This window comes from Clostridium sp. AF34-10BH (assembly GCF_003478095.1).
Lineage (GTDB): Bacteria > Bacillota > Clostridia > Lachnospirales > Lachnospiraceae > Acetatifactor > Acetatifactor acetigignens.
Window position 1 is genome coordinate 12,727 of the sequence record NZ_QUEC01000018.1, and the last position, 16,240, is coordinate 28,966.

At 39.3% G+C, this 16,240-nt stretch carries 18 protein-coding genes and 3 pseudogenes; 17 read left to right on the top strand and 4 right to left on the bottom strand.

The annotated features are described in order from the left end of the window. Nucleotides 1-115 precede the first annotated feature (115 nt). From DWZ61_RS12150 to DWZ61_RS12170, 5 genes and pseudogenes are all read left to right on the top strand, one after another. Nucleotides 116-1,513 carry a glycoside-pentoside-hexuronide (GPH):cation symporter gene (locus DWZ61_RS12150; protein ID WP_118538764.1) on the top strand — a complete coding sequence of 466 codons (1,398 nt, stop codon included), beginning with the start codon at nt 116-118 and terminating at the stop codon, nt 1,511-1,513. A gap of 111 nt (nt 1,514-1,624) precedes the next feature. Beyond that, nucleotides 1,625-2,425 carry an AraC family transcriptional regulator gene (locus tag DWZ61_RS12155; RefSeq protein ID WP_118538766.1) on the top strand — a complete coding sequence of 267 codons (801 nt, stop codon included), beginning with the start codon at nt 1,625-1,627 and terminating at the stop codon, nt 2,423-2,425. A gap of 156 nt (nt 2,426-2,581) precedes the next feature. Continuing rightward, complete coding sequence (locus DWZ61_RS12160; RefSeq protein WP_118505521.1) at nt 2,582-3,394, top strand: HAD-IIA family hydrolase; 813 nt, start codon at nt 2,582-2,584, stop codon at nt 3,392-3,394. 12 nt (nt 3,395-3,406) lie between these two features. Next, nucleotides 3,407-3,652 (top strand): annotated as a pseudogene (locus DWZ61_RS12165) (hypothetical protein); the annotation flags it as partial. A gap of 214 nt (nt 3,653-3,866) precedes the next feature. Next, complete coding sequence (locus DWZ61_RS12170; RefSeq protein WP_118538768.1) at nt 3,867-4,982, top strand: anaerobic sulfatase maturase; 1,116 nt, start codon at nt 3,867-3,869, stop codon at nt 4,980-4,982. A gap of 106 nt (nt 4,983-5,088) precedes the next feature. Here the strand turns inward: DWZ61_RS12170 and DWZ61_RS12175 are convergent, their stop codons facing one another. After that, on the bottom strand, nt 5,089-5,238 hold the full coding sequence (locus tag DWZ61_RS12175; protein WP_227733920.1) for a hypothetical protein: 150 nt from the start codon (nt 5,236-5,238) through the stop codon (nt 5,089-5,091). A 479-nt stretch (nt 5,239-5,717) separates the two neighbouring features. Between DWZ61_RS12175 and DWZ61_RS12180 the strand changes: the two genes are divergently transcribed. Both DWZ61_RS12180 and DWZ61_RS12185 read left to right on the top strand, forming a co-directional pair. After that, entirely contained in the window at nt 5,718-6,029 is a 312-nt protein-coding gene (locus DWZ61_RS12180; RefSeq protein WP_022153072.1) for a DUF4258 domain-containing protein, read from the top strand. A gap of 11 nt (nt 6,030-6,040) precedes the next feature. After that, nucleotides 6,041-6,262, top strand: a complete 222-nt coding sequence (locus DWZ61_RS12185) for a type II toxin-antitoxin system MqsA family antitoxin (protein ID WP_330385670.1) — start codon at nt 6,041-6,043, stop codon at nt 6,260-6,262. 63 nt (nt 6,263-6,325) lie between these two features. On the opposite strand, the gene DWZ61_RS12190 is transcribed toward DWZ61_RS12185, so the two are convergent. Continuing rightward, nucleotides 6,326-6,655 carry a hypothetical protein gene (locus DWZ61_RS12190; RefSeq protein ID WP_227063401.1) on the bottom strand — a complete coding sequence of 110 codons (330 nt, stop codon included), beginning with the start codon at nt 6,653-6,655 and terminating at the stop codon, nt 6,326-6,328. Between the two features lie 186 nt (nt 6,656-6,841). Here DWZ61_RS12190 and DWZ61_RS12195 point away from each other — a divergent pair, with 186 nt between their 5' ends. The 7 genes and pseudogenes from DWZ61_RS12195 to DWZ61_RS20220 all read left to right on the top strand — a co-directional run. Next, on the top strand, nt 6,842-7,282 hold the full coding sequence (locus DWZ61_RS12195; protein WP_118505520.1) for a flavodoxin family protein: 441 nt from the start codon (nt 6,842-6,844) through the stop codon (nt 7,280-7,282). A gap of 38 nt (nt 7,283-7,320) precedes the next feature. Continuing rightward, a complete protein-coding gene (locus tag DWZ61_RS12200; RefSeq protein WP_118538770.1) occupies nt 7,321-7,710 on the top strand; it encodes an aromatic acid exporter family protein in 390 nt (129 codons plus the stop codon). Nucleotides 7,711-7,901: 191 nt separating this feature from the next. Continuing rightward, nucleotides 7,902-8,360, top strand: a complete 459-nt coding sequence (bcp, locus tag DWZ61_RS12210) for a thioredoxin-dependent thiol peroxidase (RefSeq protein ID WP_117467542.1) — start codon at nt 7,902-7,904, stop codon at nt 8,358-8,360. After that, the gene (yaaA, locus tag DWZ61_RS12215) at nt 8,357-9,100 is read left to right on the top strand and encodes a peroxide stress protein YaaA (protein ID WP_118538774.1); all 744 of its coding nucleotides are present in this window, start codon (nt 8,357-8,359) and stop codon (nt 9,098-9,100) included. Before bcp ends, yaaA begins: the two co-directional genes overlap by 4 nt. Nucleotides 9,101-9,343: 243 nt before the next feature. Continuing rightward, a complete protein-coding gene (locus tag DWZ61_RS12220) occupies nt 9,344-9,850 on the top strand; it encodes an iron chelate uptake ABC transporter family permease subunit (protein ID WP_279220504.1) in 507 nt (168 codons plus the stop codon). A gap of 90 nt (nt 9,851-9,940) precedes the next feature. Next, nucleotides 9,941-10,804 carry a PepSY domain-containing protein gene (locus DWZ61_RS12225; RefSeq protein WP_118538776.1) on the top strand — a complete coding sequence of 288 codons (864 nt, stop codon included), beginning with the start codon at nt 9,941-9,943 and terminating at the stop codon, nt 10,802-10,804. A 42-nt stretch (nt 10,805-10,846) separates the two neighbouring features. Next, nucleotides 10,847-11,131, top strand: a pseudogene (locus tag DWZ61_RS20220) (group II intron reverse transcriptase/maturase); the annotation flags it as partial. Between the two features lie 142 nt (nt 11,132-11,273). Here the strand turns inward: DWZ61_RS20220 and DWZ61_RS12235 are convergent. Further along, nucleotides 11,274-12,668 (bottom strand): IS3 family transposase, encoded by a 1,395-nt coding sequence (locus tag DWZ61_RS12235; protein ID WP_118538778.1) that lies wholly within the window; start codon nt 12,666-12,668, stop codon nt 11,274-11,276. Nucleotides 12,669-12,757: 89 nt separating this feature from the next. Next, a pseudogene (locus DWZ61_RS12240) lies at nt 12,758-12,886 on the bottom strand (type II toxin-antitoxin system YoeB family toxin); the annotation flags it as partial. 412 nt (nt 12,887-13,298) lie between these two features. On the opposite strand from DWZ61_RS12240, the gene DWZ61_RS12245 reads away from it, so the two are divergent. The 3 genes from DWZ61_RS12245 to DWZ61_RS12255 all read left to right on the top strand — a co-directional run bounded on the left by DWZ61_RS12245 (nt 13,299) and on the right by DWZ61_RS12255 (nt 16,038). Continuing rightward, complete coding sequence (locus tag DWZ61_RS12245) at nt 13,299-14,261, top strand: aromatic acid exporter family protein (protein ID WP_172594683.1); 963 nt, start codon at nt 13,299-13,301, stop codon at nt 14,259-14,261. 60 nt (nt 14,262-14,321) lie between these two features. Then, a complete protein-coding gene (locus tag DWZ61_RS12250) occupies nt 14,322-14,927 on the top strand; it encodes a sugar O-acetyltransferase (RefSeq protein WP_118538784.1) in 606 nt (201 codons plus the stop codon). 115 nt (nt 14,928-15,042) lie between these two features. Continuing rightward, on the top strand, nt 15,043-16,038 hold the full coding sequence (locus DWZ61_RS12255; RefSeq protein WP_347475441.1) for a GGDEF domain-containing protein: 996 nt from the start codon (nt 15,043-15,045) through the stop codon (nt 16,036-16,038). Nucleotides 16,039-16,240 lie beyond the last annotated feature (202 nt).

Sequence of the window (16,240 nt, forward strand, 5' to 3'; positions counted from 1 at the left end):
AAAGTCCGAATATACAGAGCAATCAGACAAAACAGAGAAAAAATAGAATTAGATATCATACGGTTAGACATATTGAGATTCTAAGTGCAATGAATATGAGGAGCAAAAGAATTCTATGGAAGAAAAAAAGTATTTAAAATGGTATAACAAAATCGGATATGGTTCGGGTGATATCGCAGGAAATGTGGTCTATGCGTTCCTGACATCCTTCATGATGCCCTATCTGACAGACTCAGTAGGACTTGCTGCAGGTGTCGTAGGTACCCTGATTGCCGTATCAAAACTATTTGATGGTTTCACGGATATATTTTTTGGATCAATGATTGACAAAACACACAGTAAAATGGGAAAAGCGAAGCCATGGATGCTATACGGATATATTGGTTGTGCCATTACGCTGGTCTGCTGCTTTACAGTACCGGTCAGTTTGGGAACAACGGCTAAATATGCATGGTTCTTTATTTCATATACACTGTTAAATGGCGTGTTTTATACAGCAAACAATATTGCTTACTCAGCACTTACGTCACTGATTACAAAGAACAGCAAAGAGCGTGTACAGATGGGATCTTACCGTTTTATTTTTGCATTTTCAACAAGTCTTCTGATTCAGGCGATTACAGTTGGATTTGTAGATAAATGTGGTGGAGATGCTGCAGCATGGAGAACGGTTGCTATTATCTATGCAATCATTGGTCTGGTCGTAAATACGATTTCAGCACTTTCTGTTAAGGAACTTCCGGAGGAGGAACTTAATGAAGGAGAAGTAAAGAATAATAATGAAAAGTATGGAATGGTACAGGCATTCAAGCTTCTTGTCAAAAACAAATATTACATGATGATTTGTGGAACATATATTTTACAGCAGTTATATGGTGCCATGATTGGAGCTGGCATTTATTACATGACATGGGTACTGAAAAATAAGAATTTGTTTGGACAATTTGCATGGGCAGTAAATATTCCACTGATTATTGCCCTGATTTTTACACCGACATTAGTTGGTAAGTGGAAAGGCATATATAAACTGAACTTAAGAGGTTATGTCTTAGCAGTCATCGGTAGAGCACTTGTTGTTGTTGCCGGATATATGGGTAGTGTTCCGCTGATGATGGCGTTTACAGCTCTTGCAGCCTTAGGTCAGGGACCATGGCAGGGAGATATGAATGCTGTTATTGCATCCTGCTCTGAATACACTTATCTTACACAGGGAAAGAGAATTGATGGAACGATGTACTCTTGTACTTCTCTTGGTGTAAAAATCGGTGGAGGTATTGGAACCGCTGTTGTTGGATGGATGCTTGAGCTCAGTGGATATGTCGGAAAAAATGCAACTCAGCCACAGTCTGCACTTAATATGATGCAGTTCATGTATCTTTGGCTTCCGTTAATCTTTGATGTATTGATTATGTTTGCACTTTCAAGAATGAATGTTGAAGATGCAAATAAAAAACTGAAAGCAGAAAAAGGAATTGCTGCAGATGAAGTAACAGATAAATCGGACATGAATTAGATTTGTAATTCCTCCTTTCCTTATTTACAAGTTGATTATAAGATAGGTGTAAAAGAATTGCTTGCCAAATCGAAAGAAGATATAGACAAATGTTGCAAAGGGGAGTATTTCATGCAATTAAAATATGTTGACACAAAAGAGGAGATCATAGCAATAAATAGGAAGGCAAAACATATTGAACCACATCTTCATAATGCACTGGAGATTGTTTGTGTAACGAGTGGGACATTAGAGCTTGGTGTCGGACAGGAACTTTACCATATGGAAAAAGGAGATATAGGCTTTGTATTTCCAAATGTTATTCATCACTATCAGGTACTGACACCAGGGGTAAATACAGTGACTTATCTGATTGCATCGCCATTTACGATTGCCAAATTTGCAGATATCATGCAATCCATGGCTCCTGAATACCCAATCATCACAGCGGAAAAGGTTGAATCAGAGGTATATAGGGTTATAAATGCAATTTTAGAGACAGAACAGTCGGATATTACTGTTGCACAGGCATATCTTCAAATTGTGTTTGCGCGCTGCATAGGAAAACTGAATCTGGTAGAGAAAAGTCATGTGGGGAGCAAAGACCTTATTTACCAGACGGTTTCCTATGTATCAGCAAATTTCAAGAAAAAGTTATCATTGGAAGAAATGGCAAAAGACCTGGGTGTGAGTAAATATGTCTTATCCAGACTCTTTTCCAAAATCTTTCATAGAAATTTCAATCAGTATCTTAATGATGCAAGGTTGAACTATGCATGTCATCGCTTGGAAAATACGAGCGATTCTATTACAAATATTTGCCTGGATAGTGGATTTGAAAGCCAGAGGACATTTAACCGGGTATTCAAGGAAAGATATAAAATTTCGCCAAGTGACTATCGAAGTACATGTGTGAAGGATATGCAGTCATAAAATGTTCTGCAGATAGAAAAATTTACTTTGATTTCACACCGCTATGCATTTGATTTTATGCATGGATGATACAATGTTAAAATGGTCGTAGAAAACAGATTTTTCTGAAGTGAAAGAACAAGGCATACTCTAAAGAGAAAGAAAGGCAGGACATATATGAATATGGGAAAATCAGTAATTGATTTTAATGAGAAAAAAGGCTTTATCTGTGATATGGATGGTGTAATTTATCATGGCAATCAGATATTGCCAGGTGTTCCAGAATTCATTCAGTGGCTACATGATGAAAAGAAAGAATATTTATTTTTGACAAATAACAGTGGATATACACCTCGAGAATTAAATCAGAAACTGGCTAGGATGGGACTTGATGTGCCAGAAGAACATTTTTATACTAGTGCATTGGCAACAGCCGCATTTTTAAAAGAACAGGCGGCAGGATGTTCGGCATTTGTGATAGGAGAAGCCGGCCTGTTAAATGCACTTTATGATGTAGGTATCACAATGAATGATGTAAATCCGGATTATGTTGTTGTGGGAGAGGGACGCTCCTATTCATTGGATACATTAACAAAAGCAACGAATTTAGTTCTGAAAGGTGCAAAGCTGATCGGAGCAAACTCAGATGTTTCCGGACCGATTGAGAACGGCATTGCTCCTGCTTGCCGTGCATTGGTTGCACCGATAGAAATGGCAACAGGAACACAGGCATATTTCTGTGGAAAACCGAATCCACTGATGATGAGAACTGGATTAAATATGCTTGGATGTCATTCAGCAGAAGCAGTAATGGTTGGGGACCGTATGGATACAGATGTGATTTCAGGAATGGAAAGTGGTATGTCTACTGTATTGGTTCTCTCTGGATGTTCAACGAAGGACACACTCAAAACTTATGCTTATCTTCCGACAATGGTATTGAATGGAGTGGGAGATATCGCCAGTATAGCAAAAGCAAAAGAGAAATAGTGTTCGATAACTGGAAAACGTCATGCATCTCCACATCTTTTCCTTATCATGGAAATAGAACAGGGAATTTTACTTTCTTCTTATGAAATTCCAAAAGGAGAAGATAAAAATACATTTTCATATGATTCTATGAAGAATGTTGATTACTCTAAACTAGAAAAATCTGAAAAATTTACTCCAGCACTTTATCATGAAAAGGACGGAATCTGGGAAGGTGGCAGCACAAGCCAGTTCTCTCCGGTAATGACATTCAAACTTGGGGAGCGGAGTGTCATTGGCTGATGTTTGCACGGCCTTTTGGGGAAGTGGTATTATCAACATTGATGGAGTTAAATGGGACATGGTGCTGATTTTTGCAATCAGTGTGGTACTGCTTAGGAAAACAAAATGGAATCCTGTTTTTGTGATGATATTGGCTGGGGTATTAAAAGTATTAGTAGCACTTATATAAGAAAAATATAGGGAGGATGATATGCCGACAATCAGCGTACTGATAAAACCTGCATCAGGGATGTGCAACATGCAATGTGATTACTGTTTCTATTGTGATGAAATGAAAAAAAGGTCACAGGATTCGTATGGGTTTATGTCAGAACAAACACTAAAAAATGTTATTAGAAAGACTATGATTCATGCTGAAGGGTTAATAAGCTATGTATATCAAGGTGGTGAGCCTACTTTGCGTGGACTTACTTTTTTTGAAAAAGCTGTGGAATACCAGAGGCATTATAACAAGCATGGAATACGGGTGAATAATGCTTTGCAGACGAATGGATATCTGCTAGATGATGCATGGTGTAAATTTTTCAAAGAAAATCAATTTTTAATTGGGCTATCAATAGATGGTACAAAACAGCTTCATGATATGTACCGTCATGACAAAAATGGAAATCCTACATTTGATCGGATTAAGTCTGCGGCAGATCTTATGGATCAATATGGAGTGGATTACAATATTCTGACGGTAGTAACACAGAATACTGCTTATCATGCGACGGAAATATATAATTATTATAAGAGGCAGGGGTGGAAATATCAACAGTATATTGCATGTTTGGATCCGTTGGGGGAAATTAGGGGGGAAAGTTCATTTGCCTTAAAACCTGAACAATATGGACGGTTTTTAGTAGAGTTATTTAACTTATGGTACGAGGATTGGAAAAATGGAGAACATCCTTATATAAGACAATTTGAAAACTATATAGGAATTCTGCTTGGATATCAGCCGGAATCCTGCGAACAACGAGGAATCTGTGGTATACAGAATGTGGTGGAAGCCGATGGTAGTGTGTATCCGTGCGATTTTTATATGTTAGATGAATACAGACTAGGCAATTTTAATAGTGACCGTTTGGTAGAGATTGATGAAAAGCGAAAATCAATTGCATTTGTGGAGCAGTCGCAAAAGTCTGCAAAAGACTGCATAGAATGTAAGTTCCATACACTATGCAGAGGGGGCTGTCGAAGAAATAGGGAATTTGATGTTGCTAAAGGAGAATATGCAAATTATTATTGCGAAAGCTATCGTTTCTTTTTTGAACAATGCTTAGAGAAAATGATTCATATTGTTGAGACAATAAAAAGGTAGAAGGTAGAACTTATGAGAGGGGGAAACATTTTTCAATCCATCCACCCAATTACACAAAATCACAATTGTCTCGTAATTTATATTGCTATATGTACGCCACTTAACATTATACATTTTTCATGCGCTCCCTGAGTTGCTTTCTGGCTTCGGATACACTGAGGGTAGGAGCACCGTCTATGCGTTCCTGCTCGGCTTGTAAGACATTTGCATGTAGCTGCAGTGTCTGTTCCCTTTTTTCAAAGGCATCAATACTCATCAAGACAAGATCTCCTTCTCCCATCTTTGACACTTTATAGAGCCAAAGATGGGATTGTAGCATAGTAAAGCGACAGTGAAAATCGCAAAGCCGTGCCATGCGAGGACAGTTTAGTGCTAATGTTGTGTCACAAAAGACTATTGATTTTCCGGAGTATTTTTGCAACAATACATAGGTAATATTATGTTACGGTTTATGAAAAGGAAAAATATATGATTTTCATCATAATCCAACAATAAAAGCTGAATAGTTTGCGCTCGAAGCAAGTCCTGAAGTTGTGTTTTTTCCATTACTATAATCATATTCATGCCTTCCCCTATCAAAATCCGATTTGTTAACGCCTTATAATTATAATACAAGAGATATAAGGTTTTTGTAACGATATGAGCTAAAGATAGAGTAAACTAGATTTAGGTATTATATGAGGTAAAACTGATGTATAATATTTATAGATTACAACAATGTTAAGGAGGGAACGAATGAATTTAGAAATATATCAACAATTGTGTGCTGAATCAAAAATTCTCTGGACACAGCATTGTTTACAGCGAATGCAGGAAAGAGATATCAGTCGTGCCGACGTAAAAAATGGAATTGCAACCGGCGAAATCATAGAGGATTATCCAGATGATTTTCCTAATCCAAGCTGTCTGATTTTTGGATATAATGTAAATGGACGGATTTTGCATATTGTTGCAGGTTGTGATAATATAAATATATATATCATAACAGCGTACTATCCAGATACAAAGAAATTTGAAGATGATTTAAAGACACGAAGAAAGAGGTGATGGATATGTGTATGTATTGCAAAAATAGTACAACCGTAAATAGTACAACAACACACGTCGTAAATTATAAAAATTGCATTATTGTAATTAAGAATGTTCCATGCCTTGAATGTGAGCAGTGTGGAGAAAAATATTATACGGATGAAGTTGCTGAGCGACTTGAAACGATTGTAAATATGGCAAAGAAATTGATGCAGGAAATTGCAGTTATTGACTATCCACAGGTAGCATAATCTTCTATATCGGGAGAGGGTGCCGAGGCCCCTCTCTTTTCTTCTTTTTATCTTTTCTCTGTACTATTCAATCCATCGCATTTGGAGACTTTCTCCGAAAAAGTTCCGGAATAGACGTTCTAAAGTAATAATCTGCCAACCTTTGCCCAAAAAATCAGGACTCTTTACCCCATTATAAATCACAGTTCCATATTTTATTTCTTCAAGATCATAACAAACAAATTCATTTTCTGCCAGTGATGATTTTTTTAACAGATGGGATATCATGTATTCGACCAGACCTTCGTATCCGGTATAATCAGCTTTATACCATATACCTTCGTTTTCCCATTTTAACTGATTTCCTTTTGAAGACTGGCGGTCATTTGTCCGGATATTCTGTTCAAATTTCATTGAATTGGTATTTTTAGCATGATAAGATAAAGTCAGAAAGATAGTTTATAATGGTCGAAAAAACATGGCACAAAGAAAAGGAACTGCGACAGGCGGCAGGGGACGGTTATTTATAGTAAAATTAAACCATTGCCAGAACATGAAATAGCATGATAAACAGAGAAAATTATCAGGGAGAATGAGTACATGAAAGCAGCAATTATTTATGCATCGGTTCACCATGAAAATACCAAAAAGGTGGTGGAAGCAATCGCCGGTGAAAACGCGGTAGATCTGATCGATGCTACGAAGGAAAAAGAAAGAGATTTGTCAGGATATGACCTGATCGGCTTTGCCTCCGGGGTATATTATGGGAAATTTCATCAGACAGTACTAAATTTTGCTTCTGTCAATTTACCGGCAAATAAAGATGTTTTTCTGATCTGCACCTGTGGCGGCAGTGCGGCATTCCAGTCAATAGAAGAAGTCGTAAAAAGCAAGCAGGGGAAGATTGTCGGAAAATTTTCCTGTAAGGGGTATGATACCTTCGGTCCGTTCAAGCTGGTTGGAGGGATTGCAAAGGGACACCCCGATCATAAAGATCTGGCAGATGCGGTAACATTTTATAAAGGAATCATTCGGAGGTAGACAGAAATGGCAAAGGATCAAAGATTCGAGATAGTAAAATGAAAACTGAGGAAACCATAAAACTTATCAAATATGTCACCGGCTCCGTAGCTGCCGTACTGCTTGCAGCAGCCATGCAGCTTCAGTTTGCGTATGCCGCAGGAATTATCACTCTCCTGACGATCCAGGATACGAAGAAAGAAACTGTGCGGATAACAGCGAAGCGCATGATCATATTTGTGATCATGACGATCTATATAGAACTGGAGGACAAGACGGATTATACTGGAAGCTGCTTTGATGAACTGGATGCAATGCTTGTGAATCTGAAAAAAGAGGCATTACGATATATGAATAACCATCTGATCACAGAGGATGATTACTATTATGAATATATGCAGATGAGTTTGCAGAACAAAATAACGTGGAAACCCTGCTGTCGGAGTTAGAGAGATTACACCACCATTATGAACAGCAGCCGCTCCCGGTCACACGACAGGAATTTGAAAACCGGTCCATGCTGTATCATATCCTGGAAGACATGAAAGCGTTTCTTGACATCAAAAAAGACTTTATCACAGCAAGGTGATGTATTATAATGTAAAAACCAAATTAGATAAGAAAGTGGAGGAAAACATATATGTTAGAAGCAGGAAAAAAAGCACCCGATTTTGAATTGCCGGATCAGGACGGTGTAATGCATAAATTAAGTGATTATGCAGGCAAAAAAGTGATTTTATATTTTTATCCAAAGGATAACACACCCGGATGTACGAAACAGGCATGCGGTTTTTCAGAGAGATATCCGCAGTTTGCGGAAAAGGGTGCGGTCATTCTTGGAGTCAGTAAAGATTCCGTGGCTTCTCATAAGAGATTTGAAGAAAAATATGGTCTGGCATTTACACTTTTAGCTGATCCGGAACGTAAAGTTATTGAAGCCTATGATGTCTGGAAAGAAAAGAAAAACTATGGAAAAATATCTATGGGCGTGGTAAGGACCACATATCTTATCGATGAACAGGGAGTCATCATCAAGGCTAATGATAAAGTCAAAGCAGCAGATGACCCTGAAAATATGCTTAAGGAATTAGAAGGATGAAAATCATACTGTCTCCTGCAAAAAAGATGGTAAGCGATACGGACAGCCTTGCACCGGTTAATGTGCCAAAACATATGGATCAGACAGCAGAGATATTGAGTTTTATGAAGAGTCAGTCCAAAGAGGAGCTGAAAGCAGTCTGGAAATGTAACGATAAGATTGCCGAACAGAACTTTCACAGACTGGAAACTATGGATCTGTACCGTGGACTTACTCCGGCAGTATTATCCTATGAGGGAATCGCATTTCAGTATATGGCACCGGCTGTGTTTGAGGATAGACAGCTTGCATATGTACAAAAGCACTTGAGAATCCTGTCTGCGTTTTATGGGGTTTTGGAACCAATGGATGGGGTGACACCGTACCGGTTAGAAATGCAGGCAAAGGTCGGGATAGGAGATGCAAAAAATCTGTATGATTACTGGGGGGAGAGATTATATCGTTCAGTGATTGATGACAGCAGGGTTATCATTAATCTGGCATCAAAAGAATACTCAAAGTGCATAGAAAAGTATCTGACACCTAAGGATACCTATATTACGATCTCCTTTTGTGAGTTATCGGGAAATAAACTGGTAACGAAAGGGACATATGCCAAAATGGCCCGAGGGGAAATGGTTCGGTTCATGGCAGAAAGAGAAATTGAGAATCCTGCAGAGATACAAAAATTTGACAGACTTGGATATACTTTCAGAAGAGATTTGTCATCTGAATCGGAATATGTATTTGAACGAAAATGAACAGACTAAAAATATTATTGTGATGTTTGCGGATGGGAGTATGATGAAGACCGATATGTGAGAATATTAAAATTAAAAAATAGCAATTTGCACAATTTATTCACTATCTCATGGAAAAAATCAGTGCTTTTGCGAAGTTGCACAAGACTAACTGTATATGATATTATAGCAAAGCGATACGCAGTGCGAGAGGCATGGTATGTCTGATCAAAGCTGCGTATTTATTTTACTATTTAGTTAGTGATGGCTAACCTAGAAAAGAAAGGAGTTGATTTTATCAAGTCGCATCGATCAACCATTGTCCTGCTTGCGCTGTTGTTTATGCCGGCTTCCAACTTGTGGAGTCGCACCCTTTTTGCCTTTGCTACGGCAATCTTAGGCACATGGGTTTTTGTCTGGTTCATCCAGAGGATCCGGTTCAAGGATCTTGTTATGGTTCCGCTGGTGGGTATCGTGTTTGGAAATGTGATCGGCGGAATTACCAGTTATCTTGCCTATAAATATGAGATGACACAGGCGCTGTCCTCATGGCTGGTAGGGCATTTTTCACTGGTACTGAAAGGCCGCTATGAAATCGTGTGGCTGACAGTGCCACTGGTGATACTGGCATTCCTGTTTGCAAACCATTTCAATATCGTAGGTCTGGGAAGGGATTTTTCCCAAAACCTTGGAGTTCCCTATAACCTGGTTCTTTTTTCCGGCCTTACGCTCTCCGCTATGATTACCGCAATAGATTACATGAAAATTTAATAGAAAAATTAAAAATCGTCTATTGACACAACAAAAGGCTGCCTGCTACAATCTACGCAATTCACTTTGAATAGAAGGAGGTAAAGATAGATGATGAAACGTAAATTGATTTTAACCGGCGCAGCACTGTCCCTGGCAGTGGCTATGACCGGATGTGGCGGTAAACCAGTGATAAATCAGCAGCCAAGCAGCCAGGCACAGCTGATCAGCATGGAAGCAGCTCAGGAGGTAGCGTTAAAGGCAGCCAATATTGCTGCGGAGGATGCAGCAATTTCAGCGACGACCCTGAATGAAGTAGCAGGGACGTCCTGCTATAAGGTTGAGTTTACTTCGGGCGATTATGCTTATGCCTACACTGTAAATGCAGAAACGGGTGCAGTCATGGAAATGAGCAGCCGGGAGAAGAATGCGGTAGATACCCAGGCACAGACGGAGGCGACAGTCTCCGCTGCCGATTCTGCCACAACGCAGAGTTCTGCCGCAGCTACCGCGCAGACGGTAACCGGCACAGTGGATGAGGAAATGGCACAGAAGATAGCTCTTGAGCATGCCGGAGTGAAGGCAACGGATGCAACGATCACCAAGTCAAAGCTGGACTATGAAGGCAGACGCCAGGTATATGAAATTGAATGGTACGCAGGCGGTAAGAAGTACGACTATGAAATAGCCGTGGATACCGGTGAGATTTTAAGTTCCGCATACGATGAAAAAACATCCGGATGGAGTGTCAGCAATAGCAGTAACGTTACTGTCAGTGAGGCAGATGCAAAGCAGACGGCACTTGGCCGTGTAAGCGGTGCAACACAAAAGGACATCTACGAATGGAAATTCGATTATGATGATGGACGTCCGGAATACGAAGGCAAGATCATCTATGGCGGAACGGAATATGACTTTACGATCGATGCATCCAGTGGAGCTGTCATAGAGTGGGAGGCTGAGAGCGTCCGTTAGTTATGCTCATAAAAAAGTAAGGGGTTGTATTCCCGGTAATATGTGAAAGCGTCTAGGTCATTCCATCGGATATGGAAAGAAAGAGACAGTGCACAGCCGAGACTTTTGGAAGCGATACTGTATAAAGATAACTTTAACAGAGCGTATAAGAGAGTTAAGGCAAACAAGGGAGCGCCAGAAATTGATGGCATGACCATTGAGGAGGCTCTTCCATATCTAAAGGAACATCAACAAGAGTTAACCGACCGCATTTATCGTGGAAAGTATACTCCGTCTCCAGTAAGACGAGCCACGATTCCCAAACCAGATGGTGGTGTGCGAAAGCTTGACATGCAATCATTTCGCTGTTATATATAAAAACAAGGCGGAAAGCTTATTCACAAGCCTTCCGCCATTCATTATCATAGAAGATCTACGTATTTACAGAGTTTTCTTCACACACGAGGGTGCGGACATTTTCTTGGACTATCTAAGTGACCAATCCAAGTCTATGTCTGTACTCTATAGGACTCAAATATCCTAATGATTTTTTTATTCTTTTTTCATTATACCAATAAAGATAATCATTTAAAATACCAATAAATTCTGAGATGTTTACCCCAGACCAATCTGCATTATAGAACATCTCATTTTTAATTCTTCCAAATACGCCCTCACAGGCAGAATTATCAGGTGAACAGCCTTTCTTTGACATTGATCGTATGAAACCATTTTTCTCCATCCTGTCAATCCAGCCTGGCCAGCGGTAGTGTACGCCTCTGTCTGAATGTATGATTGGTTTTTCTCCTACAGATAGTAATTTAGCTGCATCGTCAAGCATAGAATTGACAAGTAATGCATCTGGAGAAGTGCTTATATTCCAATTGACAAGTAAGCCATCAAAACAATCTACTATAGGCGATAAATAAACCTTTCCTGCCGGAATTGCAAACTCGGTTATATCTGTTAACCACTTTTCGTTAGGTTTAGATGCAGAAAAATTTCTGTTAATTAGATTATCTACTGCTGGAGATATTTCACCTTGATAGGAATTATATTTACGAGTTCGTTTGATTTTTACTACAAGTTGTTCTTCTTTCATAATCCTACGAATAACTTTTTCTGAGACAATTATATTTTCACGCTTAAGTAGGGCGTGAATTCGTCTGTAACCATATCGACCTTTATTCTCTGTAAATAATTCAATGACTCTAACACGTAAAAGTGTATATTTATCTTCTTTTTGTAGGGATTGTTTCTGATAATAATAACTGCTTTTTGATAATTGTAATTTCTGTAATAATAATGGCAGTGAGTATCTATTTTTCAAGACATCGATTATCACCGCCTTCTCTCTGTTGCTGAGAGCACTCTGATCGATGTCGGGGTCTTTTTTTAATACATTTATCGTTTCTTTAAGAATGTCTATTTCTAATTGCATATCTTGCATTTGAGCCTTCAACTGATTTATTTCATCAGAAGAAATAACTGTACTTGAAACAGAACCTTCTACTAATGTTCCCGGAGTAATGTTTTTGTGATTCATAAGACCTAATGTACCTTCTTTTAAATAACGTTTTCGCCATTGATAAATACTGGCTCTACTATATCCAATGTCTTCTGAAACATATTTTATATTTTCTCCGAGCTCATAGCAACGGTGAATTGCATCTAATTTTACTTCTAATGGAGGATTGCGAGGATGATCAGGAGGATTATCAATTACAGGGTATTCTTTCCTTGTTTTGGGTGGGGTATTTTCCTCAGCAATCCATGTGTACAGATTTCTGCGTGTTGGATACCCTAGAATCCTAATAGTTTCAGTTACAGACTCTGTTTGATGATATATCCGTAGTGCAATATCCTTTTGTTCTTTTGAATACATAAAAAGGCTCCTTTCGAAGCCCTATAGTAGTCCAGAATTTTGTCCGCACTCTCCACTCCACTCAAAAGAGGGCTCATTGCCCTCTTTTATCAATCCTCATAGTGTCCACGGCAGGAAATAATCCACAAAAATCCGTTTTCATCAATGTTGTAGACGAGTCTGTTTACATCATCAATTCTTCGGCTCCACGCTTTTCTGTGACGAAGCGGTTCCGGTTTCTCTGTCAACCGATGTGATTCATGAATCGTATAAAAATCATGGAATAAATAATATCAATATGATAGATTATAATTTGAAAAGACCCTCTTGAATCGTTTGGATCAGGTGTTTATGATAAGATGAAATAAGAACATAGCGTAGCTTATTAGGAGATCATTATGTGTGGACGGTATTATGTGGATGACGAAACAGCAGAAGAAATCGAAAAAGTAATCCGCTTGGAGAGATCCGGACCATCAAACAGCTGCAGATACACTCCCAGGAACGAAAGAACTATGCAGGTATTCCATCCATAGAGTTTGATTGTACGATTGTCATTTTAGGCAGACAGCTAGCCGCAAAGCTGATATACTATATGTCAGAGGGCAGGTGGGTGCTGAATTTTAAATAGTAAGAATGGAAACCATACCTATGAAAATGAAAACTGAGGAAACCATAAAACTGATCAAATATGTTACCGGCTCCGTAGCTGCCGTATTGCTTGCAGCAGCCCTGCAGCTTCAGTTTGCGTATGCCGCAGGAATTATCACTCTCCTGACGATCCAGGATACGAAGAAAGAAACTGTGCGGATAACAGCGAAGCGCATGATCATATTTGTGATCATGACGATCTTGTCAGCAGTGATCTTTCCACTTGCCGGATATCACGTGTGGGCGTTCGGTATTGTACTGATCCCATATCTGTTTAGCTGCATGGCATTAGACATGAAGGAAGCGATTGCTCCTATTGCAGTGCTTTGTACACATTATGTTTCAGCTAAGAGCTGCAGTCCGTCCATGATCCTGAACGAATTCCTGATCCTGGTGATCGGAGCGGGGATAGGCACACTGTGGAATCTCTATATGCCGGATGGCAGAAGACAACTGTTGGAGTATCAGAAAACAGTGGATGACAAAATCGTGTACATCCTCCGTAGAATGGCGATCTATATAGAACTGGAGGACAAGACGGATTATACAGGAAGCTGTTTTGATGAACTGGACGCAATGCTTGTGAATCTGAAAAAAGAGGCATTACGATATATGAATAATCATCTGATCACAGAGGATGATTACTATTACGAATATATGCAGATGAGAGCAAGACAGTGCGTGATACTGAAAAGAATATATGCAGATATCATCCGTCTGACCACTACGCCGGAGCAGGGGAAAGCACTGGCAGATTTTATACGTCAGACTGCCGATGAATTTGAAGAACAAAATAATGTGGAAACCCTGCTGTCGGAGTTAGAGACACTGCACCACTATTATGAACAGCAGCCGCTCCCAGTTACGAGACAGGAATTTGAAAACCGGTCCATGCTGTATCATATCCTGGAAGACATGAAAGCGTTTCTTGACATCAAAAAAGACTTTATCACAGCAAGATAATGCGAGACTTTGACCAGAGAACATAACAATATAAAAAACGAGATCAGGAGGCTATCAGAAATGACGGAAAGAGAAAAAATGTTACGTGGAGAGTTGTATGATTCGTCGGATAACGAATTGGAACAATTACGTTTGCATGCACGTAAATTAGCAAGAAGATATAATTTGACAGATGAGGATCAGCAAGAGGTGCAGACACAGATATTGCGGGAATTATTGCCGGCAACAGAAGAGCTTCCGTATTTGCAGGCACCGGTCTATTTTGATTATGGATGTCATACTTACTTCGGAAAATATAGCTCTGCTAATTTTAATTTCACATGCTTAGACGTAGGTGAAATACATATAGGGGATAATGTGATGATCGGTCCTAATGTTACATTGGCAACTCCTATGCATCCATTATTGCCTGAGGAGCGTAATGTCAGGAAAAGAGAAGATGGCAGCCTTTATACTCTTGAGTATGCGAAGCCGATCACTATAAAAGATAATTGCTGGCTGGCATCCAATGTGGTTGTTTGTGGTGGTGTTACCATAGGGGAGGGATGCGTCATAGGAGCAGGAAGTGTTGTGACGAGAGATATTCCTCCCTATAGTCTGGCGGCCGGAAACCCATGCCGTGTTATTCGTAAAATAACCGAAAAAGATCATATGATTTTGACATAGAGCATTCGTGAGGGTTAACATGTTAAACAGAGAAATACAATCAGACAGGAAAAACAAAAATATAATAGGTATGATGCAAAGCTGTCTTATATTGATCCTGGTGGTTCTTATTATTATGATAATGGTACAGATTACCAGGTTACAGGGGACTGCGCGTGTGATCAATTATGCAGGTCTGGTGCGTGGAGCCACGCAGCGCATGGTGAAATTAGAAATTACAGGAAGCCGGAGCGATGAATTGATAAAATATCTGGATGATATTCTGAGCGGATTAAGATATCAGGATGGACATTATGATCTGGTAAAGCTTCACGATAAAGAATATCAGGATAAATTGCAGGTTCAGAGTGATTATTGGGAGAAATTAAAAACAGAAATCGAGGCAGTAAGAAGCAAGGGCTATCAAAATACAGATATTGTGAATATGAGCGAAATTTATTTTCATATGACAGATGAAACGGTATTTGCTGCGGAAAATTATTCAGAAAAAATTGCAGTAAAGATACGTACGATAGAACTGTTGTCAGCGCTGGATATGTTGTGTCTGGTGATTCTGGTTATTATGCAGACGCTGACAGCTATGAAGATGGCAATGAAAAATAAGCTGTTAGAACAGAGGGCATATACGGATGCCCATACCGGACTGCCTAATAAAGGCGCCTGTGAGGCTCTGCTTAGAGATCAGGATACCATTGTTGAGCCTACAGCCTGCATCATGTTTGATCTGAATAATCTGAAGACTACAAATGATACCATGGGACATTCGGCAGGAGACCGGTTGATCATGGATTTCGCCCGGCTTTTACGCAGCGTGATCCCGGACAAGCATTTTGTGGGAAGATATGGCGGAGATGAATTCATGGCTGTGATTTATCATACAAGCAAAACGGAGATTGAGGAACTGTTACAAGGCTTAAGCAGAGAAAAAGACAGATGGAATAATAACGAAAATCAAATCCCGATCGACTATGCATGCGGATGGGCACACTCAACGGATGAAGGAACCTGCACGCTGCAGATGTTACTGGATAAGGCAGATTCCGATATGTATGAAAATAAACAACTATGCAAGAAACGTAATTTAGGTTCACATCAAGAAACTCAAAAATAGAGTAACTATTCAGAACCTCATTCGCAGAACGCAGTTTTGCAGCTCCGAATAGTTACAAAAAGAATACAAACTAGAATTATGAAAAGCCTCCATACGGGAGACAGAATTTAGATTGATTTTCACCAGTTTATTGCAATAGAATCACTAATATTTGGTAAAAAAAATTATATTTTTTAATAGATTTTTCCAATCAACTGTGCTA